Origin of the sequence: uncultured Flavobacterium sp. (assembly GCF_963974175.1) — a bacterium.
Lineage (GTDB): Bacteria > Bacteroidota > Bacteroidia > Flavobacteriales > Flavobacteriaceae > Flavobacterium.
In genome coordinates, this window is the sequence record NZ_CAXBBR010000001.1 from 163,063 (window position 1) to 183,784 (window position 20,722).

Sequence of the window (20,722 nt, forward strand, 5' to 3'; positions counted from 1 at the left end):
ATACAATATGGAATGACATAGCAAGAAAATAACTCTTCCCTATTTTCTATTACTTTATAAGCATCCAAATTCTGAAATTTTAGAATTTGGATGCCTTTCTTCGACAGTATAAACCGAGCTATTGCATTACTGACAGCTTTAAAATAATGTTTAAAAAGCACTTTCTTATAATCGTATTTGAGGTCTTTTATACCAAAAATAAACCTTAAATTAGTATTCCTTTTCTGCAGCTACTATCAGCTTCACTGTTACTATAGAAACAGTAAAAAGAAAAGTCAAAATTAGCATTTAAAATTATGGAAGCACTAAAAATAGGATGGATTGGCCTTGGAAACATGGGGAATCCGATGGTACAGAACTTATTAAAAGCGGGATTTGAAGTTGTTGTATTCAATCGTACCAAAGACAAGGAAAAAGAACTAATAGCGTTAGGAGCAACTTCTGGAGCCAGTCCACAAGAGATGTTACAAACCTGCGACATGGTAATTACCATGTTATCCAATGATGCTGCTGTCAAAGAAATTTTTGAAAGTGAGAACGGATTGCTATCTCAGGATAATCCTGACAAACTCATCATCAATATGAGTACCGTTTCTCCTGAAACTTCTCGCTATTTAGCTACCATCTGTGCCGCTCGTCATCTGCATTTTATTGACGCTCCTGTTTCCGGAAGTGTCAAGCCTGCGCAGGACGGTACCCTAGTAATTTTGGTGGGAGCCACTGATGAAGACTACCTGCTTGCAAAACCTGTTTTTAATGTTTTGGGAAAGGTTTCTATTCCAGTGGGCGGGCCTGGCAAAGCAAGTTCAGCCAAATTAGCTATTAATTACTTGTTGGGGCTAAACCTTCAGGGACTAGCTGAAACGATTATTTTTGCAGAAAAAAGTGGCGTACGAAAAGAAGACATGCTATCCATCATAAATGAAGGCGCTTGTGGTAATGGTATAACAAATATCAAAGCCAACTCCATTTTAAACGACAATTATCCCGCAGCTTTTCCACTCAAGCACCTGGTTAAAGATCTGAGACTGGCCAAGGAAGCCGGTTTAGATTCGCCACTAATCCATCCATTGTATGATAGCTATGAAGCAGCTCAAAAAGAGGGCTTCGGTGATGAAGATGTGATGGCAATAATAACAAGCCTTAGAAATAAATAGTAGCTTTTTTCCTTCGATAATAAAATCGGGGAAGTTCACGGCAACAAATAAAACTTAAAACAATCACAGTAAATAAATAAACAATATGGGAATATTTTCGGCACTTCTTGGTAACGCAGGAGCGGTAACTCAAGAACAATTAACAACACAGTACGGGCAACTTTTAATCGACGGAGAAGAGATTGAATTAGGTTTTAAACTGATTCGCGATACCTTTATATTTACCACCAAACGTTTAATATTGGTCGATAAACAAGGGTTGACTGGAAGCAAAACGGAGTACAAATCCATCTCTTATAAAAGCATTTCAAGATTCAGTATTGAGACTGCAGGAACTTTTGACCTTGATGCCGAATTAAAAATTTGGGTTTCGAGTGAATTACAACCCAGCATAAAAAAGCAATTTAATAAATCCGTTAATGTATACGAGGTGCAAAAGGTACTAGCTCATCATGTTTTAAAATAAATTCGAACTAACCTAGCTTCCATAAAAAAACTCCCAGGAAATCCTGGGAGTTTTTATTTTCTAAATTTTATCAAAACCTAACGTTGTTCTAATTATAGTACGCGATTAATTTGAGTTACTTTCTTTTTATAATATTTTTCTTTAACCGAAGAGATCATTACACCTCCGCTTACTGAAGCATGAATAAATTTGATATCACCGTCGACTGCTTCGACTACCATACCAACATGGTTGATTTGTCTTCTACCGTTTGTTTTAAAGAAAATTAGATCTCCTTTTTGAGCATCTTCACTATCGACCTTCACTCCATATTGTGATTGTTCAATAGAAGTTCTTGGTAATTGAATATCAAAATTACTAAAAGTGGTACACATTAATCCGGAACAATCAAAACCATCCTTTGTGGTTCCCCCCATGCGGTATCTTGTCCCGATATTTTCTGAAGCTGTAGAAACCAATTGATCTAAGAAATCAGTTCCGTGAAAAGATTTTACATTGTATTTTGAATCTGAATTCCCCATTTCATTAGTTGACCCAGAATTACTATTTGAAGCAATCGCCTCAACAGCTTTATTACTTCGTATGTTTAATTTATAACCTACTGGAAGTCCCTTAACAATTTTCGGATTTTGTCTTTCTAACTCTTTTACTGAAATCCCGTATTCTTTAGCGATTCCATATTTTGTTTCTTTTGCCAATACTTCACGTACCACTTCTGTTTCCAAAGCGACACCGTTAGCAACGGGTTCAATTATTGTCTGGACTTCAGTTTTCGACACCGCTTTATCAGCAACGACAACTTGTTCTGTTTTTATAATTTTAGCTTCAGGGCGAGACTGCTGCACTGTAGCTGTAGATTCCTTGTTAATTTCTTTTTGAACAGCTGCTACTACCACTTTGCTCTCCTCTTTTACTGGAATTATGATCTTCTGACCAATTTTTAAAGCTTCTGTTTCAAGAATAGGATTTGCTTTATCTATATCCGCTACCGTAATTCCGTATTCTCTTGCAATAGAATATTTTGTTTCTTGTGCTACAATTTCACGCACAACTCCTTCAGATGGAGTTTCTTTTGTCTCATTAGATTTCACAGCAAAGTTCGCTTCTTCTTTTTGAGTTACTTTTCTTTCCGGAATAGTGTTTTTTTGAATTTCTTTTATTGGTTCCGCAACGGCTACGGCTGGACTTTGATTTAATTCTGTTCCTGGGATTCTAATTTTGTCTCCCTTTTTTAATCCTGATTTCTGAAGTGTAGGATTAATTTTATTTAAATCTTCAACGGTAACTCCGTATTGTTTTGCTATGCCGTAAAGTGTTTCTTTGGGAAGGACGGTATGCTTTTTTTCAGGATAGGTTTTGGCAATTTCTGATACTGTATTCTTGGTTTTCGAGACAGCTGCCGGGATTAATAAAACTCCTTTGAATTTTATCCCTTTTCGTGCATCAGGATTGAGTTCGTATATAGCACTGGGCTTAATATTATAATGCGCTGCGATCTGAGTAATAGTTTCTCCCTTAGAAACGGTATGCTCCGTATACTTTTCTTGTGAAAAAGCACCTACACTACTTAATAAAACAACTAAAAGGACCCTGTTAAAAAACCGCATAAATTTCATTTAAATTCCACCCTACAACTCCTATCTATTTGAATAACAAAACAATAATACAATTTTATTTTCAAAAAATTACAAATCGCACTATAATAACGTTGATACTCGAAGATATTGCATGTCTACAATGCGAATTTAACCTATAAATACAAATATCTTACTATTTTAACATCTCTTTATAATCATTTTAACAAACTTAGAAAACATAAAAAAACGCCCTATTTTCACAGGGCGTTTTTTACATATTACAAAACTTAAAATTATGCTTTTCCAGCTGCAATTAAATTCAATGCTGAACCTGCAACGAACCAACCAATTTGTCCTTCATTATAAGTATGATTAGCTATGATAATATCTTTACTTCCATCCTCATGAACGAATTCTATTGTTAATGGTTTTCCTGGAGCGAAATCTACTAAATCCGTAAAGTTAATAGTATCGTTCTCTTGGATTTTATCATAATCAGCTTCATTAGCAAATGTCAATCCTAACAACCCTTGTTTCTTAAGGTTTGTTTCGTGGATACGTGCAAATGATTTCACTAATACTGCTTTCACACCTAAGAAGCGTGGCTCCATTGCCGCGTGCTCACGTGAAGACCCTTCACCGTAGTTATGATCTCCTACCACAATTGAAGGAACACCCGCTGCTTTATAAGCACGAGCTACCGCGGGAACCGCATCATAAACTCCAGTCAATTGATTCTTAACTGTATTTGTTTTTTGGTTAAACGCATTAATAGCACCAATCAACATATTATTTGAGATATTATCTAAATGTCCACGGAAACGCAACCATGGTCCCGCCATAGAAATGTGATCAGTAGTACATTTTCCAAATGCTTTGATAAGCAATTTAGCATTTGTAATATTTTTCCCGTCCCATGGAGCAAACGGAGCCAATAATTGTAAACGTTCTGAAGTTTCACTAACAGACACTTGAATACCTGAACCATCAGCAGCCGGAGCTTGAAAACCTGGGTCTTCTGCATCAAATCCATTTTTAGGCAATTCATCTCCTGTTGGCGCCTCCAACATCACTTCCTCTCCATCTTCATTGATTAACGTATCTGTCAATGGATTGAATCCTAAATCACCTGCAATCGCCATAGCAGTTACCAATTCTGGCGAACCTACGAATGCCATTGTATTTGGATTTCCATCAGCACGCTTAGAGAAATTACGATTGAAAGAGTGAACGATTGTATTTCGTTCTTCTTTTTCAGCACCTTCTCTATCCCACATACCAATACATGGTCCACAAGCATTTGCGAAAACTGTCGCTCCCATTTTATCAAAAATATCGATAAATCCGTCACGTTCTATCGTATAACGAACTACTTCAGACCCTGGAGTAATCGTGAATTTAGACTTTATTTTTAATTTCTTATCTGTAACTTGTTTAGCTATTGAAGCTGCACGAGCAATATCTTCATAAGAAGAATTGGTACAAGAACCAATCAAAGCTACTTCAATTTTCAAAGGCCAGTTATTTTTAATAGCTGTTTCTTTCATTTTAGAAATTGGCGTAGCTAAATCCGGCGTGAAAGGTCCGTTTAAATGTGGCTCTAATTCTGATAAGTTAATTTCGATAACTTGGTCAAAATACTTTTCTGGATTAGCATAAACTTCAGGATCTCCTGTTAAGTAATCCGCAACTTTATCTGCAGCATCAGCTACATCTGCTCTGTTAGTAGAACGCAAGTAACGCCCCATTGAATCGTCATAACCAAAAGTAGAAGTAGTAGCTCCTATCTCAGCACCCATATTACATATAGTTCCTTTTCCTGTACAAGACATAGAAGTCGCACCTTCTCCGAAGTACTCAACAATAGCACCCGTTCCCCCTTTTACAGTAAGAATTCCAGCAACTTTAAGAATTACATCTTTTGGAGCTGTCCATCCTGACAACTTACCTGTTAATTTAACACCTATAAGTTTTGGAAATTTTAATTCCCATGCCATTCCTGACATAACATCTACGGCATCTGCTCCACCTACACCAATAGCAACCATTCCTAATCCACCTGCATTTACAGTATGTGAATCAGTACCGATCATCATTCCTCCAGGAAAAGCATAGTTTTCAAGAACTACTTGGTGAATAATCCCAGCTCCCGGTTTCCAAAAACCGATTCCGTATTTATCAGAAACTGACGAAAGAAAATCAAAAACCTCATTACTTTGTGTTTTTGCTCTGGCCAAATCAGTTACAGCATCAACCTTAGCTTGAATCAAGTGATCACAATGTACCGTTGTAGGAACAGCTACCTTAGCTTTTCCGGCATGCATAAATTGCAACAAAGCCATTTGAGCCGTCGCATCTTGACAAGCAACTCTGTCTGGAGAGAAATCAACATAATCAGTTCCCCTAGCAAAAGCTTTAGATGGTTTACCATCCCAAAGGTGATTGTATAAAATTTTCTCTGTCAAAGTAAGTGGGTGACCAACAATCTCACGTGCAGCATCAACACGACTTGTCATGTTCTCATACACTTTTTTTATCATTTCAATATCAAACGCCATATATATAATTGTTTTTTATTATTGTTTTTTATACACCACAAGGTACAAAAAATAGAGGAGCTATAAAAATAAAAAAAAAGCCTGAGTCATAGACTCAGGCTTTTAGATATAATTAACTAATCTCAGTGATTACATCACTAACAATTTATGAGATGGTGCAAATTGAGTTAGATTAATACCCTTTACTGCAGCTTTATACTCATCCATAGTAGGAGTTCTACCTAAGATTGTAGACAATACAACAACAGGTGTTGAGGAAAGTAAAGATTCTCCTTTTTTACCTTCAGAATCTTCTACAACTCTTCCTTGGAAAAGACGAGTAGAAGTTGCCATTACTGTATCCCCTTTTTCTGCTTTTTCTTGGTTACCCATACATAAGTTACAGCCTGGACGCTCTAGATATAAGATGTTTTCGTATCCAGTACGAGCTACTCCTTTTGGAGCATTATCATCAAATTCGAAACCAGAATATTTTTGTAAAACTTCCCAATCTCCTTCAGCTTTCAATTCATCTACAATATTGTAAGTTGGAGGCGCCACTACAAGTGGTGCTTTAAACTCAACTTTACCATATTGCTCATCGATATTCTTAAGCATTTGAGAAAGAATTTTCAAGTCCCCTTTGTGAACCATACAAGATCCAACAAAACCAAGATCTACTTTTTTCACTCCTCCGTAAAAAGAAAGCGGTCTAATAGTATCGTGCGTATATCTCTTAGAAACATCTGCATTATTAACATCTGGATCTGCAATCATTGGCTCCTCAACCAAATCAAGATCAATAACCACTTCAGCAAAATACTTAGCATTTGCATCCGGAGTTAAAGCTGGCTTCTCACCTGATCTAATATCTGCGATTCTCTTATCAGCAATAGATATCAATCCTTTAAGAACTTGCTTAGCATTATCCATTCCTTTATCTATCATGATCTGAATTCTTCTCTTAGCGATCATTAACGATTCGATCAAAGTTTCATCTTCAGAAATACAGATAGAAGCTTTAGCTTTCATCTCTGCAGTCCAGTCTGTAAACGTGAAGGCTTGGTCAGCAGTCAAAGTTCCTAAATGAACCTCAATGATTCTACCTTGGAATACATTCTCTCCACCAAATTGTTTCAACATTTGAGATTGAGTAGCATGAACTACATCACGGAAATCCATATAGGTTTTCATATCTCCTTTGAATGTAACTTTTACTGACTCTGGAATTGGCATTGAAGCCTCACCAGTAGCCAATGCAAGAGCAACTGTTCCGGAGTCCGCTCCAAAAGCAACCCCTTTTGACATCCTTGTATGAGAGTCACCACCAATAATGATCGCCCATTCATCAACAGTGATATCATTAAGTACTTTATGAATTACATCCGTCATTGCAAGGTATTCTCCTTTTGGGTCACGAGCAGTAATCAAACCGAAGTCATTCATAAACTTCATTAATCTAGGAATATTCGCCTTAGACTTATTATCCCAAACTGAAGCAGTATGACAACCTGATTGGTAAGCACCATCAACAATTGGTGAAATCACAGTAGCAGCCATCGACTCTAATTCCTGAGAAGTCATCAAACCAGTTGTATCTTGTGAACCCACAATGTTTACCTCTACACGTACGTCTGAACCTGCGTGTAAAACTTTACCTGGAGTAGTACCAACTGCATTTTTATTAAATATTTTTTCTACTGCAGTAAGTCCTTGTCCTTCGACAGAAACTTCTTTTGAAGGAGCAAATACTGGAACAATATCGATACCTAAAGTTTTCGAAGCAAAAGTTTGTAACTTTTTACCGAATACAATAGCGTATGAACCTCCCGCTTTTATAAATTCCATTTTTTGAGGCGTGAATGCTTTAGAAATATCTATCAGCTCTTTATCCCCATTATATAATTTCTTAGTTTTTGTATTGATCGTAAGAACAGTCCCTGTAGCAACAGAATACGCTTCTTCTAAAACAACATCACCGTTTTCATTACGAACAGGATTTCCTTTTTCATCAAGTACTTTTACCCAGTTTTTAAGATCTAAACCAATTCCACCAGTAACATCTACAGTAGTAAGGAAAATTGGCGAAATACCATTTGTTCCTGCCACAATCGGTGCAATATTAATGAAGGGAACATATGGGCTTGCTTTTTTACCAGTCCAAAGAGCCACATTATTTACACCTGACATTCTTGATGAACCTACTCCCATAGTACCTTTTTCAGCAATCAACATTACACTTTTATCAGGGTGTTGTGCTTGTAATGCTTGAATCTCATCTTGTGCCTCAGGAGAAATTAAACATTTACCATGAAGTTCACGATCTGATCTTGAGTGCGCTTGGTTACCTGGAGAAAGTAAATCTGTTGAAATATCTCCCTCACCGGCAATATAAGTAACTACCTTAATCTCTTCTACTACTTCTGGAAGTTTTGTAAAAAATTCAGCTCTAGCATAGCTCTCTAAAATTTCTTTCGCAATTTCGTTACCGCTTTTGAACGCTACTTCTAAACGAGCTGTATCAGCCTCGTAAAGGAAAAATTGAGTTTTAAGAACCTTTGCTGCATCTTTTGCAATAGTAACATCATTCCCTAAAGCTAAATCAAGTAGCACTTCAATCGAAGGTCCACCTTTCATATGTGATAATAACTCAAATCCAAAAGCAGGAGTAATTTCTTTCACTACAGACTCACCTAGGATAATTTCCTTTAAGAAGACAGCTTTTACCGCTGCTGCTGGAGTAGTTCCTGGAACAACATTGTAAGTGAAAAATTTAAGAGATTCGTCGCGATCTGCGTTATCTGAATCTTTAATTTGTGCAATGATTGCAATTAGCAATTCAGCACCATCAATAGGCTTTGGGTTAAGCCCCTGACCTTTTCGTTCTTCGATTTCCTGTAGATAATCGTTATAAATGTTCATAATAGAATTCTTTTCAATGTTAAAGGCTGATTTTTTTGATCATCTCAAAATCAAAAGCCATAATATCTAGCTATTTTTTTTGTTTTTTCGTAATGCAAATTAACGAATTTAAGATGAGAATTAAAAAAATTTAATAGAAGTGGCCTTTTTAAAAATTATTATTGCTAAATACTAATTTTTAATGCGTATAATTGGAGAAATATAAAAATTTTAACATTTTAATGATTAATCCATAATTAATCATTTGTATTCCTATTATTCCTAAAGCTCAAAAATCATGACATCTAAGAAAACGTTATAGTTCACATCAAAATTCAAGTTTAAAATAACCAAAAAGTTACATTTTAAAGCAGTTTAGCAATTATCGTTTCTTCAGTTATACCTTCAGCATCTGCTTTATAGTTCTTAATTATTCTATGACGAAGTATTCCTATTGCAACAGCTTTTACATCTTCAATATCTGGTGAAAACTTACCATTAAAAGCAGCGTTCGCTTTGGCAGCTAATATTAAATTCTGAGAAGCTCTTGGCCCTGCTCCCCAATCCAAATAACTTTTAACAAATTCATTAGACAACGGATTGTCTGGACGTGTTTTACTAACTAAAGTCACGGCATATTCAATGACATTATCCGCTACGGGAATTCTACGGATCAATTGCTGAAAATCTATAATTTCCTGTGCAGTAAACAATGGACTAATGGTAGTTTTATTATCTGAAGTTGTGCGTTTTACTACCTGAACTTCTTCTGCAAAAGAAGGATACTCGAGTTTGATAGCAAACATAAAACGATCTAATTGTGCTTCAGGTAAAGGATAGGTTCCCTCCTGTTCAATTGGGTTTTGTGTAGCCAAAACAAAGTAAGGCAAGTCCAACTTATAATTCTCACCTGCTATAGTAACAGATCGCTCTTGCATTGCTTCTAGCAAAGCTGCTTGGGTTTTAGGCGGCGTACGATTGATTTCATCTGCCAGAATGATGTTGGAAAAAATCGGCCCTTTTATAAATTTAAATTGACGGTTTTCATCTAATATTTCACTTCCCAAAATATCTGAAGGCATTAAATCAGGAGTAAACTGAATTCTCTTAAAGTCAAGTCCCAAAGCCTGAGCAAGCGTATTTACCATTAATGTCTTAGCTAATCCCGGAACCCCGACAAGAAGCGCATGTCCTCCCGAAAAAACACAAAGTAACACCTGATCGACCACCGCATCCTGACCCACAATAATTTTTGCGATCTCGTTTTTTAATTCATTACGTTTCTGAACCAAATTATGTATTGCTGCTACGTCAGACATTTTCAAAGGGGATTTAAATTAAAAAAGAGTTAACTCTATGAATTCATAAAGCTAACTCTTTTTATTTATTTTAGAAAAATATAAAATTTATTTTTTTAACCAATTGTTTGTGAAATCACAATCTCTATATTCTCCGAGGATTTTAATATAGGTTTCTTTAATTTTTTCATCAAACCATTTTCCAATTGCTTTGATTTGCTTTTCTTTTAATGCTAGATCCTTAATTTTAATATAATCTGTAGCATAATCAGCAACATGCTCATTGATTCTATTAGTAACCGTTACTAACTTATAACTTTTCTTTCCGTTTTCATCAGCATTTAATATCGGCTGAGAAATACTATCATCTTTTAAATTAGAAACCTCACTATAAAGACTTGGATCCATTTTAGTCATTTCAAAACGAGTATCTTGTGTCTTTGGGTTAATTAAAGACCCTCCATTTGCTCTAGTTTCTTTTTGATCAGATTCTGTTCTGGCCGCTTCAGCAAAAGTGATTTTTTTATCAATAATTTTACTTCTAATCAAAGTGATTTTCTCTTTAGCTGCAGTAAGAGCTTCTTCTGAAACTGAAGGAGTCAATAATATATGACGCAATTCAATTTCTTGTCCTTTAATTTTTTCTACATAAATAATATGAAAACCAAAATCAGTTTCGAATGGTGCAGATATTTCACCTTCCTGAAGACTAAACGCAACATCTTTAAATTCTTTTACAAATGGCGTTTTTCTATTCATTTTATAGTACCCTCCATTTGAGCTTGAACTTGGATCTTTTGAATATAGAACCGCTTTTGTAGAAAAACTAGATCCTTCTTCTACTTCTTTTTTAAATCCGTTCAACTTGTCAATTACCTTTTGCTTCTCTGCATCTGAAACTTTTGGCGTGATTACAATTTGAGCGACTTCCATTTCTGCTCCAAAAAGAGGCAATTCATCCTTAGGAATTGATTTGAAAAAATTACGAACTTCTTCTGGTGTTATCTCTACTTCTTCAACGATTTTCTTTTGCATTTCTGAAGAAAGTTTATTCTCTTTCAAAATATCAAAGAAATAACTTCTAAATTCTTCTTCAGAATTCTTCTTGTAATACTTTATTACTTTTTCAATAGAACCGATTTGACCTACCATGTAGCTCAGTCGCTCTTCCATCATTCCTTTTACTTCAGCATCTGTCACTTTTACACTATCTTGAATAGCCTGATGCGCGTATAATTTATCCTCAAGTAACTTCCCTAACATTTGACATCTGGTAATATCTTTTATCGAATTACCCTGACTTGACAATTCCAAATAAGACTTGTCTATATCTGAATCCAAAATGATATAGTCCCCTACTGTGGCAATAATACCATCAATTTTTTGTCGTTGATTGGTTTTAATCTTTTTAACAGGCGTAACTACACTGTCTCTAATAATTTCTTGAGCTCTGCTAATAGTACTTGAAAATAGTAAAAGAAAAAAGATAAGTGCAATTCTACTATTTATGGACTTCATTTGTATTGTTTTTAATGGCATTATATCAATTTTATATTTTAGTAAAGTATTCTAATTTTCATTGGACTGAATCCCTTTTATATAGCCCCTGCGGCGCGTCGCCAAATATACACTTTAACTATCAGGAAATAAAAATGTTCTTACAAACAATTTCCAAAAGTTAAAACGAACAAAAATAACAATTCAATTACATAATACAAGTTTCCATACTACTATTAACAAAAAATTATAAGGGAGTTTAATCATTCTAAAACCAACGCTATATCCTTATGAGTTAACCCAATCTATCATTACTATCAAACGGCTTATAAATTTAGGAATAAGGTATTAAAGCAGCCCCATGAGATTGCAAAACGCTTAAATCTAAACTCTGATGGAATTTAATATCCTTACAGCTATATTAATTTATAATTCGTAAAAACGAGAGAAAATTAAAAACAAAACCTAAATAACAAAAACGCAAACCTCTCATTTTTAATAAAATACAAATACTTATCAACACTACAACGTTATCGTTAACGGATTAAAAGTTTAAATAGCATACCATCCATTAATTTATATACATTAGCCCGACAACAACATTATTATTCGCAAATAATCACCTAAATAAAACCAATATCACAAAACAATAACACGTATAATAGCGAATACCCTAATTTTTTGCTATTTCGCAAAAACCGTTTAATCCCGAATTTAAAATACAATACCCAAATAGACTTATTAACCAACCTACAAAATCATGACAAAACCAAATTTAAAAGTTGCAGTGTTAGCCGCATTAACTATCTGCTTCTACTCCTGTAATTCAAATGATGAATTACAAGGCCCTACTGCAGAAACGAAAGCATTAAGCAAAGTAATTGATGTCACCCACCATGATGGCCATCCGTTTAGTACCGGCAAATCCATGACAACGTCGACTACAGGGAAATATGTAGCTAATCCTGGCGGTGGCGTAATGATGCAAGCTTTTTACTGGGACGTGCCCGCTGGCGGAAACTGGTGGAATACATTAGGTACGAAAGTAACAGCTTGGTCAAATGCCGGTATCGGTTCAATTTGGCTTCCTCCGGTATCTAAAGCTCAAAACGGCCCTTTCTCTATGGGATACGATCCTACTGATTATTTTGATTTTGGAAATTACAACCAAAATGGAACTACAGAAACGCGTTTTGGTTCTAAAACAGAATTAGTTAGTCTAATTACAAAAGCGCATACCGAAAATATTCAAGTCTATGCTGACATGGTTCTAAATCACAATAGCGGCGGACAGTTAGAAAGTAATCCTTTTACAGGAACTCAAACCTATACAAATTTCACGGGCGTTGCTTCAGGAAAATTCCCTAGAACAAGTGCTGATTTTTATAAAAATGCCTACGGTAATAATGACGAAGGTGCTTTTGGTGGATTTCCTGACTTAGCACACGTGACACCAAACGTCCAAAACTGGCTTTGGCTGAGAACAGATGGCGTCGGTAAGTACTACAAAAACACTATGAAATTTGACGGCTGGAGATTTGACTACGTAAAAGGTTTTGGTCCTTGGGTAGTTAAAGACTGGAATACTAATGTTGGTGGTTTTTCAGTTGGCGAATACTGGGATTCAAATGTAAATACATTAGAGTGGTGGGCAAATAATGCCAACAGTTCTGTATTCGATTTCGCTTGCTATTACAAAATGAATGATGCGTTTGATGGTAATAATTTAGCTCTTTTGAATGACGATATGATGTGGAAAAGAAATCCATACAAAGCAGTCACTTTTGTTACCAACCATGATACAGATGAAATATATAATAAGCAACTGGCTTACGCATACATTTTGACTCATGAAGGTTATCCAACAATTTTTTACAGAGATTACGAAGAATGGTTGGACAAAACAAAAATGAATAATTTGATTTGGATCCACAATCAAAAAGCTACAGGAACAACTTCTATTTTATATGCAGATAATGATGAATACATCGCCAGAAGAAATGGCTACAATGGAAATCCAGGACTAGTTGTATACATCAATAATTCTTCTTCATGGCAAGAAAGATGGGTTCCTACAAATTGGACCAATGCACAAATAAAAGACTTCACAGGCAATTCCACATGGATCCCAACAACACAAGGCGATAAATGGGTGAAAATACAGTGCCCTCCAAACGGCTATTCAGTTTGGTCAATTAATATGTAAACACTAAATAATTCAAATAAAAATGAGGCTGTTTTAAAAGACAGCCTCATTTTTTTTATTCACATTTATAAATAGTACTTTTGCACACTATTTACATCACACATGAGCTTTTTAAAAGAAATACAAAGAAGAAGAACTTTCGGGATTATATCACACCCCGATGCAGGTAAAACGACACTTACAGAAAAACTACTCCTATTTGGTGGTGCTATTCAAGAGGCGGGTGCTGTTAAAAATAATAAAATCAAAAAAGGAGCCACGAGTGATTTCATGGAGATTGAACGTCAGAGAGGAATTTCTGTTTCTACCTCCGTTTTAGCATTTAACTACAAAGAGAAAAAAATAAATATTCTTGATACTCCTGGGCACAAGGATTTTGCCGAAGATACATTTAGAACTTTAACTGCCGTTGACAGTGTCATAGTGGTAATTGATGTTGCTAAAGGTGTCGAGGAACAAACAGAAAAATTAGTCGCGGTTTGTAGATTGCGTAAGATACCAATTATCGTATTCATCAATAAGATGGACCGTGAAGGAAAAGATGCTTTTGACCTTATGGACGAAGTGGAGCAAAAACTGGGATTAACAGTTACACCTCTTAGTTTTCCAATAGGAATGGGTTATGATTTCCAAGGTATATACAATTTATGGGAACAGAACATCAACTTATTTAGTGGAGACAATCGTAAAAATATTGAAGAAACTATCGCTTTTTCAGATGTACAAAATCCAGAATTAGAAAAGATTATTGGACAAAAACCTGCCGATACTTTACGTGAAGAGCTTGAATTGATCGATGAAGTCTATCCAAAATTTGATCGTCAAGATTATTTGGACGGAAAATTACAACCTGTGTTTTTTGGTTCTGCATTAAATAATTTTGGAGTTCGCGAGCTTTTGGATTGTTTTGTTGAAATCGCGCCATCTCCAAGACCAAAAGAGTCTGAAACAAGATTGGTTGACCCCAAAGAAGAAAAAATGACCGGATTTGTATTTAAAATCCATGCGAATATGGATCCTAAACACAGAGACAGATTAGCATTTATAAAAATTGTATCCGGTACTTTTGAAAGAAACAAACCATATTATCACGTACGCCAAAAAAAGAATTTGAAATTTTCAAGTCCGAATGCTTTTTTTGCTGAAAAGAAAGAGATCGTTGACATCTCTTATCCTGGTGATATAGTAGGACTTCATGATACAGGAAATTTTAAAATTGGTGATACTTTGACAGAAGGAGAAATCATGAGTTTTAAAGGTATTCCAAGTTTCTCTCCAGAACATTTCAGATACATCAATAATGCTGACCCAATGAAAGCTAAACAGCTTGATAAAGGGATTGACCAGTTGATGGATGAAGGTGTAGCGCAGTTGTTCACCCTTGAAATGAATAACAGAAAAATTATCGGAACAGTAGGAGCTCTTCAATATGAGGTAATCCAATACCGTTTAGAACATGAATATGGAGCAAAATGTACTTATGAAAATTTCCCAGTACATAAAGCGTGTTGGGTAAAGCCAGATGATGCAAAAAATGATGAGTTTAAAGAATTCAAACGCATCAAACAGAAGTTCTTAGCAAAAGACAAATATGGTCAACTAGTTTTCCTTGCTGATTCAGATTTCACGATTAAAATGACGCAAAACAAATATCCAAGTGTGAAATTATTTTTTACATCAGAATTTGAATGATATCTTTTAGATTTTAAATATAAAAAAACGCTAATGTAAAAATTAGCGTTTTTTTTTGCGGTTATAAATATTTGATTTTAAATCGTATCTTAAGCTAATGCGCTTTCAAAGTTCACTGCTTTCTTTAAAAAAGCTTTTATCAACAAACGATTAGGTGCTAACCCAGAAGTCATAATTTGCTTCTTTGTATTGATTCCTTCAGTAGAAATAGTACTATTTGGATCTTGTTTTGAACCCATGAACCAAAGTACAAATTCCACATTTGAAGTTGCCTTATTGTCTTCTTTTACTTCATTACTCGTAATATCATTTGTAGTAGATATAGCTGTACTGTTTTTAGAAGTTTGACTAAATACTGAAACATTTGATACTAAAACAAAAATAAACATAAAGAAAATGGTTACTGTTTTTTTAGAGTCGTTACGTTTAGAAAAGTTGTTCATAAGGGGCTTTATTTGCGAAAAAGATAATTTATATCTTTATTTCTATTACAAAACTACGGTATCAATACCCTTATCAAAAATATTTCCGACAAACAACCATAAAACTCGTTTAGCAACAGAAATAGACCTATTTACAACCAACTACAGTACAATAATTATGAAAACAAGTAAACCACCATCGTTTCCAGTATAAAAGCTATGAAACTATTGCACAAAAAAAAGGCTCCATTTCTGGAGCCTTTTTCTATACAATTATGCTTGTCCCGCCGGACCAAAATTTAGAGGTATTGGAGGTTGTTCAGTGTCTTTAATTTCGCCATGGGCTTGTTCAAAACGGTGAATATTCTCTCCAATTGCCTTTAATAATCTTTTGGCATGTTGCGGTGTCAAGACAATTCTTGATTTCACTTTGGCCTTAGGAATACCAGGCATGATACTTACAAAATCGAGAACAAATTCTGATGAAGAATGGTTGATTATGGCTAAGTTAGAATAAATCCCTTCCGCTGTTTTTTCATCCAATTCAATATTAATCTGCTCCTGCTGTTGTTTAGAATTACTCATATCTTACTTTTAATAAATATATTCCTCTTTGTTTGCCATCATATCATTGTAATCTTCTTTAGAACCTACAATTGTATGATCATATTCTCTCATACCTGTTCCTGCAGGAATTCTATGTCCTACAATTACATTTTCTTTCAATCCTTCTAAGTAATCAATCTTACCTGCAACAGCAGCTTCGTTCAATACTTTAGTAGTCTCTTGGAAAGATGCCGCAGAGATAAATGATTTTGTTTGTAGCGATGCTCTTGTAATACCTTGTAAAACAGGTGTACCAGTTGCAGTGATAACATCACGAGCTACAACAATATTTTTATCGTTACGTTTCAGTAATGAATTTTCATCACGTAACTCACGTGGAGAAACGATTTGGCCTTCTTTCAAGTTAGATGAATCACCAGCATCCTCAATTACTTTCATACCATATAATTTATCGTTTTGAAGGATAAAATCTTTAGTATGAATCAATTGATCTTCTAAGAACAATGTGTCTCCTGGATCTTGAACTCTAACTTTACGCATCATTTGACGTATTACTACCTCAAAGTGCTTATCATTAATTTTCACCCCTTGTAGACGGTATACTTCTTGAATTTCATTTACCAAGTACTGTTGAACAGCAGCAGGCCCTTTAATTCTCAAAATATCTTCTGGAGTAATTGCTCCATCAGACAATGGTACACCAGCTCTAACGAAGTCATTCTCTTGAACAAGAATTTGACTTGAAAGTTTAACTAGATACTTTCTAACATCACCAAATTTAGATTCGATAATAATCTCACGGTTACCTCTTTTAATTTTTCCAAAAGAAACAACACCATCGATTTCTGAAACTACAGCTGGGTTAGAAGGGTTACGAGCTTCAAGCAATTCAGTAATTCTAGGTAAACCTCCTGTAATATCTCCTGATTTAGAAGAACGACGTGGAATTTTAACCAATACTTTACCTGCTTTAATTTTCTCACCGTTTTCAACCATCAAGTGGGCTCCAACAGGTAAGTTATAAGAACGGATCAATTCACCGTCTTTACCATAAACTAATAAAGTCGGAATTAATTTTTTAGCTCTTGACTCAGAAATTACTTTTTCTTGGAAACCAGTTTGCTCATCAATTTCAACCATGAATGATTGACCTTGCTCTAAATCTTCGTAAGCAATTTTACCAGTGAATTCCGAAACAATAACTCCATTATATGGATCCCATTTACAGATAACCTCACCTTTTTCAACTGACTGACCATCTTTCACAAAAATACTTGAACCGTAAGGAATATTATGTGTGTTTAAAAGAATTCCAGTTTTCTCATCAACTAATTTCAACTCAGTTGAACGAGAAACAACGATATCAACGGCATTTCCTTCTCCGTCTTCACCTTTAACAGTTTTTAAATCTTCAATTTCAAGTTTACCCTTGAATTTTGTTATGATACTTGATTCCTCAGAAATACCACCCGCTACCCCTCCAACGTGGAAAGTACGTAATGTTAATTGTGTTCCTGGCTCACCAATAGATTGTGCTGCAATAACTCCTACTGCTTCACCTCTTTGTGTCATTTTTCCAGTAGCTAAGTTTCTACCGTAACATTTAGCACAAATACCTTTTAACGCTTCACATACAAGAGGAGAACGAACTTCAACTTTCTCGATTGGAGAAGCGTCAATAGTTTTCATTATAGCCTCAGTGATTTGTTGTCCAGATTCAACTAAAACTTCATTAGTTAAAGGATTTATTACATCTTGCAATGCAACACGTCCTAAGATTCTCTCTCCTAATGATTCAACAATTTCTTCATTCTTTTTCAATGCTGATACTTCAACACCTCTTAATGTTCCACAATCTTCGATATTAACAATAACATCTTGAGAAACATCATGTAGTCTTCTTGTTAAATATCCTGCATCCGCCGTTTTCAAGGCAGTATCCGCAAGACCTTTACGCGCACCGTGAGTAGAAATAAAATACTCAAGGATTGAAAGACCTTCTTTAAAGTTAGAAAGAATTGGATTTTCAATAATTTCACCACCACCAGCAGTCGATTTTTTAGGCTTAGCCATCAAACCACGCATACCAGTTAACTGACGAATTTGTTCTTTGGAACCCCTTGCTCCAGAATCAAGCATCATGTAAACCGAGTTGAAACCTTGTTGGTCTTCTCTAATGTTTTTCATCGCTAATTCTGTCAATTGAGCATTGGCAGAAGTCCATACATCAATAACTTGGTTGTAACGTTCGTTATTAGTAATAAGACCCATGTTATAATTTACAGAAATACCTTCAACTTGCTCTCTAGCATCTGCAATTAATTTTGGTTTTTGATCTGGAATTCTAATATCCCCTAATGAGAATGACAATCCACCTTTAAAGGCAAATTTGTACCCCATATCTTTCATGTTATCCAAGAAGGCAGCCGTTTCAGGTACACTAGTTGAATTTAATACATGTCCGATAATGTCTCTAAGGTTTTTCTTAGTCAATACATCATTGATATATCCTGCCGCTTCTGGTACAACTTCATTAAAGATGACACGACCAGCAGTAGTTTGAATGATTTTAAACACTAATTCTCCAGCGTCATTAAAGTCTTTTGCTCTAATTCTCACTCTAGCATTCAATTCTAATCTTCCTTCGTTTAAAGCTATATTAACTTCCTCTGCAGAATAGAAAGTCAAATCTTGACCTAAAATTTTCTTTTCTGGAGTTGACAAACGTTCTTTGGTCATATAATATAGACCCAAGACCATATCCTGAGAAGGTACTGTAATTGGCGCACCATTTGCAGGATTCAGAATGTTATGAGAAGCCAACATTAACAATTGTGCTTCAAGAATAGCTTCTGGTCCTAATGGTAAATGTACCGCCATTTGATCCCCATCAAAATCCGCATTAAATGCAGTACAAACTAAAGGGTGCAATTGGATTGCTTTTCCTTCAATTAATTTTGGTTGAAATGCTTGTATACCTAATCTGTGCAAAGTAGGAGCACGATTCAGTAATATTGGATGTCCCTTAATTACATTTTCAAGGATATCCCAAACTACAGGCTCTTTCTTGTCTATTATTTTCTTAGCTGATTTTACAGTTTTTACAATTCCTCTTTCTATCAATTTACGGATAACGAAAGGTTTGTATAATTCAGCTGCCATATCTTTAGGGATACCACATTCGAACAATTTCAATTCAGGCCCAACAACAATTACCGAACGAGCAGAATAATCCACACGTTTTCCAAGTAAGTTTTGACGGAAACGTCCTTGCTTACCTTTTAGGGAATCAGATAATGATTTTAATGGTCTGTTTGATTCTGTTTTAACAGCAGAAGCTTTACGTGTATTGTCAAATAATGAATCTACAGATTCTTGCAACATACGTTTTTCGTTTCTTAAGATAACTTCTGGAGCTTTAATCTCCATTAATCTTTTCAAACGGTTGTTACGTATAATTACACGACGGTATAAATCATTTAAATCTGAAGTAGCAAAACGACCTCCATCAAGTGGCACAAGTGGACGTAATTCTGGTGGAATAACAGGAACTACTTTCATGATCATCCACTCAGGACGATTTTCACGGTTCAGGTTAGACTCACGGAAAGATTCAACAACTTGTAATCTTTTTAATGCTTCAGTTTTACGTTGTTTAGACGTTTCATTGTTAGCATTATGTCTTAATTGGTAAGACAATTCATCAAGATCAATTCTTGCCAATAAATCCATAATACACTCTGCTCCCATTTTGGCAACAAATTTATTTGGATCAAAATCGTCAAGATATTGATTATCTGCAGGAAGAGTATCTAAGATATTCAAATATTCTTCTTCTGTTAAGAAATCTAATCTTTGTACTGATTCACCTTCACCATTTTTTGCAATACCAGCTTGGATTACTACGTATCTCTCGTAGTAAATAATCATATCTAATTTCTTAGAAGGAAGACCAAGTATGTATCCAATTTTATTAGGAAGAGAACGGAAATACCAGATATGAGCAATTGGCACAACAAGGTTGATGTGACCTACTCTGTCTCTACGTACTTTTTTCTCAGTAACTTCAACACCACAACGGTCACAAATGATTCCTTTGTAGCGAATTCTTTTGTACTTACCACAAGCACATTCAAAATCTTTTACTGGTCCGAAAATTCGTTCACAGAAAAGACCGTCACGCTCAGGCTTGTGCGTACGGTAGTTGATAGTTTCTGGCTTTAAAACTTCACCTCTTGACTCTTTCAAGATAGATTCTGGAGAAGCTAAACCAATAGATATTTTATTGAATCTTTTTACAGGATTCTTATCTTTATTGTTATTATTATTTCTATTATTCATCATAGTTTTTACTATTGATTTAATTGCAATTAAAAAATTGATTATAGTACACAGCTTACTG

The 20,722-nt window shown here is 35.1% G+C and carries 12 protein-coding genes; 4 read left to right on the top strand and 8 right to left on the bottom strand.

Going from position 1 to position 20,722, the window contains the following annotated elements:
- Nucleotides 1-296: 296 nt before the first annotated feature.
- Both AAC069_RS00710 and AAC069_RS00715 read left to right on the top strand, forming a co-directional pair.
- A complete protein-coding gene (locus tag AAC069_RS00710) occupies nt 297-1,157 on the top strand; it encodes an NAD(P)-dependent oxidoreductase (RefSeq protein WP_339918630.1) in 861 nt (286 codons plus the stop codon).
- 85 nt (nt 1,158-1,242) lie between these two features.
- Nucleotides 1,243-1,623 (top strand): PH domain-containing protein, encoded by a 381-nt coding sequence (locus AAC069_RS00715; protein WP_091084301.1) that lies wholly within the window; start codon nt 1,243-1,245, stop codon nt 1,621-1,623.
- A gap of 92 nt (nt 1,624-1,715) precedes the next feature.
- Here the strand turns inward: AAC069_RS00715 and AAC069_RS00720 are convergent, their stop codons facing one another.
- From AAC069_RS00720 to AAC069_RS00740, 5 genes are all read right to left on the bottom strand, one after another.
- A complete protein-coding gene (locus AAC069_RS00720; protein WP_339918631.1) occupies nt 1,716-3,230 on the bottom strand; it encodes a LysM peptidoglycan-binding domain-containing protein in 1,515 nt (504 codons plus the stop codon).
- Between the two features lie 263 nt (nt 3,231-3,493).
- Nucleotides 3,494-5,758 (bottom strand): aconitate hydratase, encoded by a 2,265-nt coding sequence (locus AAC069_RS00725; protein ID WP_339918632.1) that lies wholly within the window; start codon nt 5,756-5,758, stop codon nt 3,494-3,496.
- A 129-nt stretch (nt 5,759-5,887) separates the two neighbouring features.
- Complete coding sequence (locus AAC069_RS00730) at nt 5,888-8,659, bottom strand: bifunctional aconitate hydratase 2/2-methylisocitrate dehydratase (RefSeq protein ID WP_339918633.1); 2,772 nt, start codon at nt 8,657-8,659, stop codon at nt 5,888-5,890.
- A gap of 344 nt (nt 8,660-9,003) precedes the next feature.
- Nucleotides 9,004-9,957 carry a MoxR family ATPase gene (locus AAC069_RS00735; RefSeq protein WP_339918634.1) on the bottom strand — a complete coding sequence of 318 codons (954 nt, stop codon included), beginning with the start codon at nt 9,955-9,957 and terminating at the stop codon, nt 9,004-9,006.
- 87 nt (nt 9,958-10,044) lie between these two features.
- Entirely contained in the window at nt 10,045-11,475 is a 1,431-nt protein-coding gene (locus AAC069_RS00740) for a peptidylprolyl isomerase (protein ID WP_339918635.1), read from the bottom strand.
- Between the two features lie 718 nt (nt 11,476-12,193).
- Here AAC069_RS00740 and AAC069_RS00745 point away from each other — a divergent pair.
- Together AAC069_RS00745 and AAC069_RS00750 are read left to right on the top strand one after the other, a co-directional pair.
- Nucleotides 12,194-13,639 carry an alpha-amylase gene (locus AAC069_RS00745; protein ID WP_339918636.1) on the top strand — a complete coding sequence of 482 codons (1,446 nt, stop codon included), beginning with the start codon at nt 12,194-12,196 and terminating at the stop codon, nt 13,637-13,639.
- A gap of 102 nt (nt 13,640-13,741) precedes the next feature.
- On the top strand, nt 13,742-15,331 hold the full coding sequence (locus AAC069_RS00750; RefSeq protein ID WP_091084282.1) for a peptide chain release factor 3: 1,590 nt from the start codon (nt 13,742-13,744) through the stop codon (nt 15,329-15,331).
- An 89-nt stretch (nt 15,332-15,420) separates the two neighbouring features.
- Here AAC069_RS00750 and AAC069_RS00755 read toward each other — a convergent pair whose 3' ends face one another.
- The 3 genes from AAC069_RS00755 to rpoC all read right to left on the bottom strand — a co-directional run bounded on the left by AAC069_RS00755 (nt 15,421) and on the right by rpoC (nt 20,664).
- Nucleotides 15,421-15,774 carry a hypothetical protein gene (locus tag AAC069_RS00755; RefSeq protein WP_339918637.1) on the bottom strand — a complete coding sequence of 118 codons (354 nt, stop codon included), beginning with the start codon at nt 15,772-15,774 and terminating at the stop codon, nt 15,421-15,423.
- Between the two features lie 252 nt (nt 15,775-16,026).
- Entirely contained in the window at nt 16,027-16,338 is a 312-nt protein-coding gene (locus AAC069_RS00760) for a DUF3467 domain-containing protein (RefSeq protein ID WP_091084277.1), read from the bottom strand.
- Nucleotides 16,339-16,347: 9 nt separating this feature from the next.
- Nucleotides 16,348-20,664 carry a DNA-directed RNA polymerase subunit beta' gene (gene rpoC, locus AAC069_RS00765; protein WP_339918638.1) on the bottom strand — a complete coding sequence of 1,439 codons (4,317 nt, stop codon included), beginning with the start codon at nt 20,662-20,664 and terminating at the stop codon, nt 16,348-16,350.
- Nucleotides 20,665-20,722: the final 58 nt, after the last annotated feature.